We start from the raw sequence: 9,633 nt of genomic DNA, 5'->3' as shown, positions 1-9,633 counted from the left end.
GCCCACCCGATTACCCCGGGTGAACGGGTGGGTGGGCGGGAAAGATCCGCCGCGCAGCGGCGGCTTGAGCCTGACGGACAGATGACAGCCGGCACCACACCCCGCATCGCCGCGAAGCGGCGGCGTAGGGCAAGGGGCCGGCGATAGCCGGCCCCTCAGGGGCACCGCGAGACGCCCTCGTATGCGGGCGCGCGTCGTGCGCATGGCGGGCCCCGGGCCCAGGGAATTGACTTGTGGTGGGCGACCCCGCCATGCAGACTCACGGCTCGCTCACCCACCACCCGGCCGCCTTACCCGACGCGGGAGTTGTCATGATCGAGGGACCGTACTTCGTACTCGTGCTGCTGGGCGCGCTCGCCAGCGGCCTGGTGGCCGGAGCGTTCATCGCGTTCTCGACCTTCGTGATGAAGGGCCTCGCCGCGCTGCCCCCTGCGCAGGGCATCGCCGCGATGCAGTCGATCAACGTCGCCGCGGTCACCCCCGGGTTCATGGCCGTCTTCATGGGCGCCGCAGGCCTCAGCTCGGTCGTCGCCGTCGTCACGTTCGTGCTCTGGCCCGACGAGGGCACCGTGGAGATCCTGCTCGGCAGCGCGCTGTATCTGTTCGGGTCGTTCGGGGTGACCATCGCCGCGAACGTCCCCCGCAACGACGCCCTGGCCAAGCTCGACCCCCAGGCCCCGCAGAGCGCGGAGAAGTGGCGTACGTATGTCAGCGAGTGGACCAGGTGGAACCACATCCGGGTCGGCGCGTCGCTCGCCTCTGCGGCGTCCTTCATCCTGGCGCTGACCTGACCGCTCCAGGCCCCCGGCCCGACCGAGTGCCGGGGCGGCCGACTGGACGTATGGTGGCGGAAAGCCTGCGAAAGCACGCAGAGGGAGACGGCCATGGCCGACCCCAAGGGCTTCCTCACCACCCCCCGCCAGGAATGGCCGCGCCGCCCCGTGGGCGAGCGGGTCGGTGACTGGGACGAGGTGTACGTACCCGGCGCACTGCTGCCCATCATCGAGCGGCAGGCCGACCGCTGCATGGACTGCGGCATACCGTTCTGCCACGACGCGTGCCCGCTGGGCAATCTGATCCCGGAGTGGAACGACCTCGTGTCGCGCGCCGACTGGCGGGCCGCCGCCGACCGGCTGCACGCCACGAACAACTTCCCCGAGTTCACCGGCCGCCTGTGCCCCGCGCCCTGCGAGACGGGCTGCGTCCTCGCGATCAACCAGCCCGCGGTGACCATCAAGAACGTCGAGGCGGCGATCGCCGACCGTGCGTGGGAGGACGGCCTCGCCCCGCCGCGGCCCCCGGGCCGGCACTCCGGCCGTACCGTCGCGGTCGTCGGCTCCGGCCCCGCCGGTCTCGCCGCCGCGCAGCAGCTGACGCGCGCCGGGCACACTGTCGCCGTGTACGAGCGCGACGACCGCGCGGGCGGGCTCCTGCGGTACGGGATCCCCGCGTTCAAGATGGAGAAGCACCACGTGGAGCGGCGGCTCGCACAGATGCGGGCCGAGGGCACGGTCTTCCGTACGTCGACGGATGCGGGCCGGGACATCGGCGGGGCGGAGCTGCGGGCCAGGCACGACGCCGTCGTCCTCGCGGTCGGCGCCACCGCATGGCGGGAACTGGACGTGCCGGGGCGGGAGTTGGCCGGGATCCACCAGGCCATGGAGTATCTGCCGCTCGCCAACCGCGTCCGCGAGGGCGATCTCGACCGCTCCCCGCTGTCCGCGGCAGGCAAGCATGTCGTCATCGTCGGCGGCGGGGACACCGGAGCCGACTGCCTTGGCACGGCCGTGCGCGAACGGGCCGCGTCCGTCACGCAGTTGGACATCTACGCACGGCCGGGCGACGCGCGCGACGACCTCGCCGAGCCCTGGCCGACGTACCCGAAGGTCTACCGGCTCTCCGCCGCCCACGAGGAGGCCGGGGATCTTGGCACCGCACCGGCGGCGGACGCCGACGCACGGCTCTTCGCCGCGTCCACCCTGCGCTTCACCGGCGACGCGACGGGGCGGGTACGTGCCCTGCACCTGGCCGAGGTCGACGCGGACCGCCGCCCGCGCCCCGGCACCACCCGCGCGCTCCCGGCCGACCTGGTACTCCTCGCGCTCGGCTTCTCGGGCCCTGAGCGGACGGAAGGCGGCCTGCTCGACCAACTCGGCGTGAACGTCGAGGACCGCGGCACCCTCGCACGCGACGCGGGCTTCGCGACCAACGTGCCGGGCGTCTTCGCGGCGGGCGACGCGGGCCGCGGCCAGTCGCTCGTCGTCTGGGCAATCGCCGAGGGCCGCGGCGCGGCCGCCGCGGTGGACCGCTGGCTGACCGGAGCGACACACCTCACGGCCCCGATCAGCCCGCACGACCGCCCAATGACCGCCTGACCCAAGGCCATCACGGCCACCCGCCGCAGCGGACCAGTGGCTGACCGGCTCGACACCACCCACCGCACCGACCCGTCCGCACGCCCATCCAATGACCGCCTGACCCCAGGCCCTCCCCACAGCCACCCACCCCGGCGGGCCAGCGACTGACCGACCCGACACACCTCACCGCCCCCATCCGACCGCACGACCACCCAATGACCGCCCGACCCAAGCCCCCCGCACAGCCACCCACCCCAGCGGACCAGTGGCTGACCGACCCGACACACCTCACAACCCCGACCCGACCGCACGACCGCCCGATGACCGCCTGACCGGCCGTCATCGAATGCCCCTCACGTCCGCCTTGCCCCACCGGACGCACCGGACGCACCGGCCGCACTGGCCGGAAGCCGCCGCCAACCGGCGTATCGGCTCCGGGAATTGGCCCTCTGGTGGGATCGTTGTCATTGGAGGCACGTCGGCGTCGGGGACCGCCGGGGCGGGAGCTGTGATGCGCTCCGCGGCCGGTACCGGACCCGTCGACGGCATGCCGAGATCCTTCGTTCCGCCGTCAGGCGCAGGGCCACCCCCGCGCGTCCCCCCTGTTGGCGGCCGGTCCTGGAGGGTGCCTGATGACGACGCTCGGCGAACGCCCCGCATACGACGACACGTACGGCGACGGTCATGGCGAGGGCAAGGGCGGGCCGCGGGGCATGGACGCGGCGCACGCAACGGCACTCCCGCCCGTCCCTCTGGATGATCCGCGGGCCGCACAGACCCAGCTCACCGGCTCCAAGGCCGCGCACCTCGCGCGCGCCGCCCGCGCCGGACTCCCCGTACTGCCCGGCTTCGTCGTCCCGCACGGCGCGGGCGAGTCGCCCGGCGCCCTGCATCACTCCTGGCGTGAGCTGTCGGCGGACGGGGCGCTGCCGCTCGTCGTCCGTTCCTCCTCTCCGCAGGAGGACACCCAGGAGTCGTCCCTGGCCGGGCAGTTCGCGTCCGTGCTCGATGTGCGCGGATGGGATGCGTTCCGTGCGGCGGTCGGTGTCGTCCGCGCGTCGGCGCAGCTTCCCGACGGCACGACGGCCGCGATGGCGGTCCTGATCCAGCCGATGCTCACCGCCCGCGTCGGCGGCGTACTGTTCGGCGCGGATCCCGTCGAGGGGCGGCGGGACCGAATGCTGGTGAGCGCGGTGCGGGGCGGTCCCGACACCCTCGTCAGCGGCGAACAGCCCGGCACGAACTATCTGCTGAGCCCGCGCGGTCGCGTCCTGCGCACCGAACCCCCGGCGCCGGAACCGCTGTTGACCCCGGCGGAGCTGCGCCGCCTCACCCGCCTGGCCCGGCGCGCGCGCAAGGTGTTCGGCGGGCCGCAGGACATCGAGTTCGGCTTCGACGGCGACGGGCGTCTCTGGCTCTTTCAGAGCCGCCCCATCACGGCGATGGCGGCCCGACCGCCGCGCGGCGCCCGGCTGCTCGGTCCCGGCCCGGTCGCGGAGACGCTGCCGGACCAACTCCAGCCGCTGGAAGAGGACTTGTGGGTCGCTCCGATGGCGCACGGGCTCGCCGCCGCGCTGGACATCGGGGCCACCGCGCCGCGCCGCACGCTGCGGACGACGCCCGTGGTCACGGTGGTCGGCGGACGCGCGGCGGCCGATCTGCGTCTCCTGGGCGCCGCACCGCCCCCGCACCGCGGCCTCGCGCTGCTCAACCCTGCGCCGGGCGCCCGCCGGCTCGCCGCGGCCTGGCGGCTCGGCCGGCTGACCGCGGCGCTCCCCGGCCTCGCCCTGGACCTCGCCGCGGACATCGACCGCGGGCTCGCCGGGACGGCACAGACCGCCCAACTCTCTTACCCAGAGCTCGTGTCCACGCTCCGCTGGACCCGCGCCGCCCTCGTGTCCCTGCACGCCCAGGAGGCTCTCTGCGGGGCGCTGCTCCCCGAGCGGCACACCGCGACGGCGGCGGGTGCGGCGCTCACCGCGCTCGCGCAGGCACGGGCGCGGGGTCTTTCGGACGACCATGCCGTGGCGCGGGATCCGGTGCTGCTCGCACTGGTTCCGCCCCGCCTGGAGGGGCAGGTGCGGCTGCCGGGGAGCGCGGGTCCTGGCGGGAGCACGTCGGCGCCCGCGTCCGTGGGCGCGCCGGGGCTTCCGCCGCGCGAGGCGCTGCGGTTGCGCATCCGCTGGGTGCAGGAGCTGCAGGTACGCCTTGTGCGCGAGGCGGCGCGGCGCCTTGTGGCGCGGGGCGAGCTCGGCGCGCCGGGGCGGGTCGGGCTGCTGCGGTGGCCGGAGCTGATGGCCGCGCTCACCGGCGGCCGGCTGCCCGGCGATGCCGGGGAGCGGCTGCCGCGGGCCACGTCGGCCCGGCTGCCGGACGCGTTCCGGATCGCGGAGGGCGGCGCGGTGGTCGCGGAACGGTCCGCGCGGGGCACCGCGGAGAGCGGGCGCGGCGTGTCCGGCGGGCGGGCCGCGGGGACGGCGTGGGACGGCTCCGGGGCGCGTCCGCCGGACGCGGTGCTCGTGGTGCGCACGCTCGACCCGGCGCTCGCGCATCTGCTGCCCGGCCTCGCGGGACTCGTCGCCCAGACCGGCAGCCCGCTCTCCCATCTGGCCGTGCTCGCCCGTGAGTTCGCCCTCCCTGCGGTCGTCGGTGTGTCGGACGCGGTACGGCGTTTCCCGCCGGGTTCCCGCCTCACACTGGACGGCACGACCGGCGACGTACAGACGGACGCGGACACGGATACGGATACGGACACGGAAGGCACAGCGGACACAGATCCCGAGGTGCCCCGATGAAGCGTCTCGCCTACTTCTTCGGCGGTGCGGCCGCCACCGGAGCCGCCGTCTACCTGGTGGTCTATCTCTACCGCTGGCAGTGGCAACGGGCCATCCTGTGCGGGGTGTTGCTCCTGGTCGTCGAGATCGTGCTGCTCGGCGCGGTGCTCCTCGGCCGTATCGCCCGCGTCGAGGAGCGGCTGCGCGACGCCGACCGGCGCCAGGAGGACGTACTCGCGCGGCTGCGTAATACGGACGGAAACCCCGGCCCCGAGTCGCGGACGGCACGCTTCCGCTGGCTCGACGACGACCCCGCAGGACATACGTACGTCTTCGTGCCCGTCCTGATGGTGACCGGCGTGCTCCTGTCCGGTCTCGCCTGGGCAGTGCAGCGCATCGCGTCCGCGACGGCGCGCCCCGCCGCCGAACAGCGGCTCGCCGGGCGCCTCGCCGTCCTCGCGGCGCCGCCGCCCCGCACCGGCCTGGAGGATCTGCCGCCGCCGGGCGCGCGGCGCGACCGGCGCGGGACGGTGCGCCTGCTGGCCGCCGCGACCGTGGGCGCCGCCCTGCTCGCCGCGCTCCTCGTGGGCATCGCCGAGCTCACCCAGACCCGCGAGGAGCAGGCGAACACGTCGGCGGCAACTTCGGTGCTCCTGCGGATCGACATGCGCGGCGCGGACGCCACACCGGAACGCCGCTCGCTGGCCGCCCATCAGATCTGGGAACGCTGCCGGGACTCCACCTCCGTCCCCCTGCGCCATGCCGCGCTCGGGCCGCTGGGCGACGACATGTACGCGGGTGTCGTGCGGCCCGCGCTCACCGACCACGACCGCATGCGGCTGCGGGGCTGTCTGGAGGACACGGGTCTGGACAAGGCCCGTCTGACGGTGCGGGGAATCGGCGACACGGATCCGGACGACGGCTGAGCGACTGAGCGGCTGGGGCGGCTGAGCGGCTGGGGCGGCTGAGCGACTGAGCGGCTGGGGCGGCTGAGCGACTGAGCGGTTGGGGCGGCTGAGCGGCTGGGGCGGCTGGGCGGCTGGGCGGCTGACTGAGCGGTCGCGGCCGCCCGCCGGATCACTTCTCAACTCCCCTTTATGTACGGTGCGTTACCCTGCCAGTACACCTCGTCCCCGATCCTTGGTCACCCATGACCGTCACCCGCACGGCCCCGTCCGCACCTGCTCCCCGCCCGCGTCCGCTCCCCCGCCATCGCCGTCTGCGCCGCGTCTGTCTGCGCGTCATCGCCGGGTGCGCGCTCGGCTATCTCGCGCTCTGGGCGACCGGCACCCTCGGCATCCTCGCGCTCTCCTACTGGGCGCGGAACGCGACGGCGGCCCCCGCAAGCACCGTCACCGCGCCCGGCATCCACCACTTCCGCCCGGTGGACGGCGAAGGACTGCTGTGGCGGGGTGCCGCCCCCTCCCCCGATGGGTACCGCAGGCTCGCGCAGCTCGACTTCGCCACGGTCGTCGATCTGCGCGCCGAGGACCTGAGCGCGGCCCAGCTCGCCGCACCGCGGCGCGCCGGACTCGACGTCGTACGGCTGCCGATCCGCGACGGCCAGACGCCGACGCCCGTGCAGGTGCGCCGGTTCCTCGACGTGGTGCGCACCGCCCACGGGCCGGTGTTCGTGCACTGCGGCGCGGGGGTCGGGCGTACGGGGACGATGGCGGCCGCGTATCTCGTGCGGACCGGAGAGGGGTCGTCGCAGGCCGCGGTGCGGCGCAATCTCGCCGTGGGGCCGCCCTCGGTCGAGCAGATCTACTACGCGCTGCGGCTCCGCGACGACCGTGCGCAGCAGCCCCCGATGCCGGTCGTCGCGGTGAGCCGTCTGGTGGACGCCCCGCGCCGGATGTGGTCGCGGCTGTGAGACGCCCGCGTCTCCTGAAGACCCTGGCGGTCACGACAGGAGAAAGTCGGCCTCCCCGTCCTTCGCCCCCTGGATGAACGCCGTGATCTCGCCATGGGTGTAGATCAGCGCCGGGCCGTCCGGATCGGCGGACTGGCGGACCGCGACCCTGCCGTCGGCCAGCTTCATGGCCTCCAGGCAGTTGCCGCCGTTGCCGCCGCTCCACGGCTTGTGCCAGCCCTCGTTGCCGAGGTCACGGGCGGGCATGCCGTTGTATATCCGGGAGTCGTCCCGGGACTCGGGGCGGGACCCGGCTCCGGGCTTTGACCCGGGTCGCGTACCGGCTCGGTGTCGATCCATTCACAGCTCCTTGCGGACATCCCGGAGGATCTCCTTTGTGCGATGTGCCGTCGCGGCTTGCGCCGCCATGCGGTCCATGACCTCCAGGTGGGTCGCCACCTCGCCCCGCGCGTCCAGATAGACGGCACCGGTCAGGTACTCGCTGTAGACCATGTCCGGCAGCTCCGGCATGGCGAACCGGAACAGCACGAACGGGCCGTACGTGCCGGGATGCGGACCCGCCGAGAACGGCGCGATCTGCAGCGTCACATGGGGCAGTTCGACGGATTCGAGCAGCTTGTCGATCTGCTCGCGCATCACATCGGGACCGCCCACGGGTCTGCGCAGCGCGGTCTCGTCCATCACGATCCACAGCCGCGGCGCGTCCTCGCGGGTGAGCAGCGCCTGACGCTCCATCCGCAGCGCCACATACCGCTCGATGTCATCGGGGTTGGTCTGGCCGATCGCCCCGGAGCGCATCACACCACGGGCGTACTCCTCGGTCTGGAGCAGTCCGGGCACGAAGTGCGGTTCGTAGGACCGGATGAGGCTGGCCGCGCCCTCCAGGCTGACGTACATGCTGAACCAGCCCGGCAGGATGTCGTGGAACCGCTGCCACCAGCCCGGCTTGTTCGCCTCCTCCGCGAGCATCACGAAGCCCTCGGCCTCTTCGTCCGTGATGCCGTAGGACTTCAGGAGCAGTTGGAGGTACGGGATCTTCAGCGCGACCTCGGCCAGCTCCATGCGGCGGACCGTGGCCGGGGCGACGCGCAGGATCCGCGCGGCCTCCTCACGTTTGAGGCCGGCGCGCTCACGCAGGTCCTGCAGGCGGCGACCGAGAACGACCTGTCCGACGGTCGGCGCAGACCGCGGTTCGCTCACGTCCCTACCTCCACGTACTCCACGTAACCCCAACTCACTCCGCACCTGGAGCCGTTGCGAGCAGTGTGCCATGCGCCGTCTCGGAGGGACACGCCACTGTGCACTTTTCAGAGTGGGTCTTGCCAAGGTGTTCCCGGCGGGGCGATAGTGGATGGCGTGACTCCGCCCGCGCCGTTACATGCCGCAGCCGCCGAGGCCCGTGTTGGCGATACCGCCGACGCATGGTCCGAGGGCGGTGCCGAGCTCTGCGTCAGCTTCGCGCTCGCGCCACGGCCGGGGTCTGCCGCGCAGGCCAGACGGCTTGCGGGCGCCCAGCTCGTGGGCTGGGACATCGACGAGGACGCGCGCGATGCCGCCGCCCTCGTCGTCTCCGAACTGGTCACCAACGCGATCGTGCACACGGCGAGCCACCGGATCATCTGCGAGCTCTGTACGCGCCCCGGGACGCTGCGCATAGCGGTACGTGACGAAGGGTGGGGGTCAGGTGCCCCGCGTCCCGCCCATCGAGGTCCCGACGACGAGCACGGGAGGGGATTGCTCCTCGTCGAGGCGGTCAGCAGGGCGTGGGGGGTTCGGGACGAGGGTCCCGGTGTGGGCTGCACGGTGTGGGCGGAGCTTCGGGCGTGAGCAGGTGTTCGTGAGCCGGTGTTCAGCGTGAGCCGGTGTTCGGCGTGGGCGTGAGGACGGCTTGGGCGTGCGGGCGGCCCGGGTGTGACGACGATGCGGGCGGGGAGCGTGTGAACGGGGTGACAGTGCGGCGGCCGTTGGATCTGAACACGCTGGTCCGCTTCGAGCGGGGGCGGGCCGCTGCCGCCGTTCCGCCGCTCACCCGGCTCGCCGTTCCCGAGGGGATGTCCCAGCCGCTGGGGTGCGATGCCGTGGCGGTGCCTGCGGGGATCGGGCCCCGGTTGATGGCGCGGTTGCCTCGGGTGGGGTGTGTGTACGAGGACGTGGACGGGGCGCGGTGGTGGTGGATCGTGCCGGCGGACTCCGATGTCGCTCTGGAGTGGCCGGCTCCCGCGTACTACGCCGCGGGGGCGGTCGTCCCCGGCGCGCGCCGGTCCCCCTCCCTGATCCACCGCCCGCCGGCGGAGGGTGCTGCCGCCGGTGTCCCCTACACTCCGCCGATTCCTCTGTACCTGGCGTTGTGCAGGGTGACGGGGACTACGCCGGGGTGGTCGCGGGCGGTGCGGGCCTAGCTTCGGGCGGTGCGGGCCTAGCTTCGGGCGGTTCTTTTCCCCTACCCCACCCCTACCCGAATCAATTCCGGCTGCGCCGGCCGCGAACTGACCGTCCATCACCGGCTCCGCCGAGTTCGTCCTCAAACGCCGGACGGGCTGAAACAACAGCTGCGGGGCCATCGGGTGGGGGGGGGGGTAAGAATACCCCGCGAAGCGGCGGGCGCGGTGGGGTATAAACAAAAACCAGC

At 73.4% G+C, this 9,633-nt stretch carries 9 protein-coding genes; 7 read left to right on the top strand and 2 right to left on the bottom strand.

Features of this window, described 5'->3' with window-relative positions; translation table 11 throughout:
- The first annotated feature begins 311 nt into the window (after positions 1 to 311).
- The 5 genes from ACFWY6_RS40830 to ACFWY6_RS40810 all read left to right on the top strand — a co-directional run bounded on the left by ACFWY6_RS40830 (position 312) and on the right by ACFWY6_RS40810 (position 7,004).
- Complete coding sequence (locus ACFWY6_RS40830) at positions 312 to 791, top strand: DUF1772 domain-containing protein (protein WP_266868198.1); 480 nt, start codon at positions 312 to 314, stop codon at positions 789 to 791.
- A gap of 93 nt (positions 792 to 884) precedes the next feature.
- Entirely contained in the window at positions 885 to 2,375 is a 1,491-nt protein-coding gene (locus ACFWY6_RS40825; RefSeq protein WP_384701567.1) for a glutamate synthase subunit beta, read from the top strand.
- A gap of 614 nt (positions 2,376 to 2,989) precedes the next feature.
- A complete protein-coding gene (locus ACFWY6_RS40820) occupies positions 2,990 to 5,152 on the top strand; it encodes a PEP/pyruvate-binding domain-containing protein (RefSeq protein WP_384701564.1) in 2,163 nt (720 codons plus the stop codon).
- On the top strand, positions 5,149 to 6,057 hold the full coding sequence (locus ACFWY6_RS40815; RefSeq protein ID WP_384701561.1) for a hypothetical protein: 909 nt from the start codon (positions 5,149 to 5,151) through the stop codon (positions 6,055 to 6,057). Before ACFWY6_RS40820 ends, ACFWY6_RS40815 begins: the two co-directional genes overlap by 4 nt.
- Before the next feature lie 224 nt (positions 6,058 to 6,281).
- Complete coding sequence (locus ACFWY6_RS40810; RefSeq protein WP_384701558.1) at positions 6,282 to 7,004, top strand: dual specificity protein phosphatase family protein; 723 nt, start codon at positions 6,282 to 6,284, stop codon at positions 7,002 to 7,004.
- 30 nt (positions 7,005 to 7,034) lie between these two features.
- Here the strand turns inward: ACFWY6_RS40810 and ACFWY6_RS40805 are convergent, their stop codons facing one another.
- On the bottom strand, positions 7,035 to 7,250 hold the full coding sequence (locus ACFWY6_RS40805) for a DUF397 domain-containing protein (RefSeq protein WP_365500295.1): 216 nt from the start codon (positions 7,248 to 7,250) through the stop codon (positions 7,035 to 7,037).
- Positions 7,251 to 7,343: 93 nt separating this feature from the next.
- Positions 7,344 to 8,204: a helix-turn-helix transcriptional regulator gene (locus tag ACFWY6_RS40800; protein WP_266868193.1), complete on the bottom strand. Its 861-nt coding sequence runs from the start codon at positions 8,202 to 8,204 to the stop codon at positions 7,344 to 7,346.
- A 156-nt stretch (positions 8,205 to 8,360) separates the two neighbouring features.
- Here ACFWY6_RS40800 and ACFWY6_RS40795 point away from each other — a divergent pair, with 156 nt between their 5' ends.
- Both ACFWY6_RS40795 and ACFWY6_RS40790 read left to right on the top strand, forming a co-directional pair.
- Positions 8,361 to 8,831 carry an ATP-binding protein gene (locus ACFWY6_RS40795; protein WP_384701554.1) on the top strand — a complete coding sequence of 157 codons (471 nt, stop codon included), beginning with the start codon at positions 8,361 to 8,363 and terminating at the stop codon, positions 8,829 to 8,831.
- Between the two features lie 110 nt (positions 8,832 to 8,941).
- A complete protein-coding gene (locus tag ACFWY6_RS40790; RefSeq protein WP_360763513.1) occupies positions 8,942 to 9,403 on the top strand; it encodes a hypothetical protein in 462 nt (153 codons plus the stop codon).
- Positions 9,404 to 9,633: the final 230 nt, after the last annotated feature.

This window comes from Streptomyces sp. NPDC059037 (genome assembly GCF_042740015.1).
Classification (GTDB): Bacteria; Actinomycetota; Actinomycetes; order Streptomycetales; family Streptomycetaceae; genus Streptomyces.
Note: the sequence above shows the minus strand (reverse complement) of the source record. Positions and strands in the feature narration are given on the sequence as shown.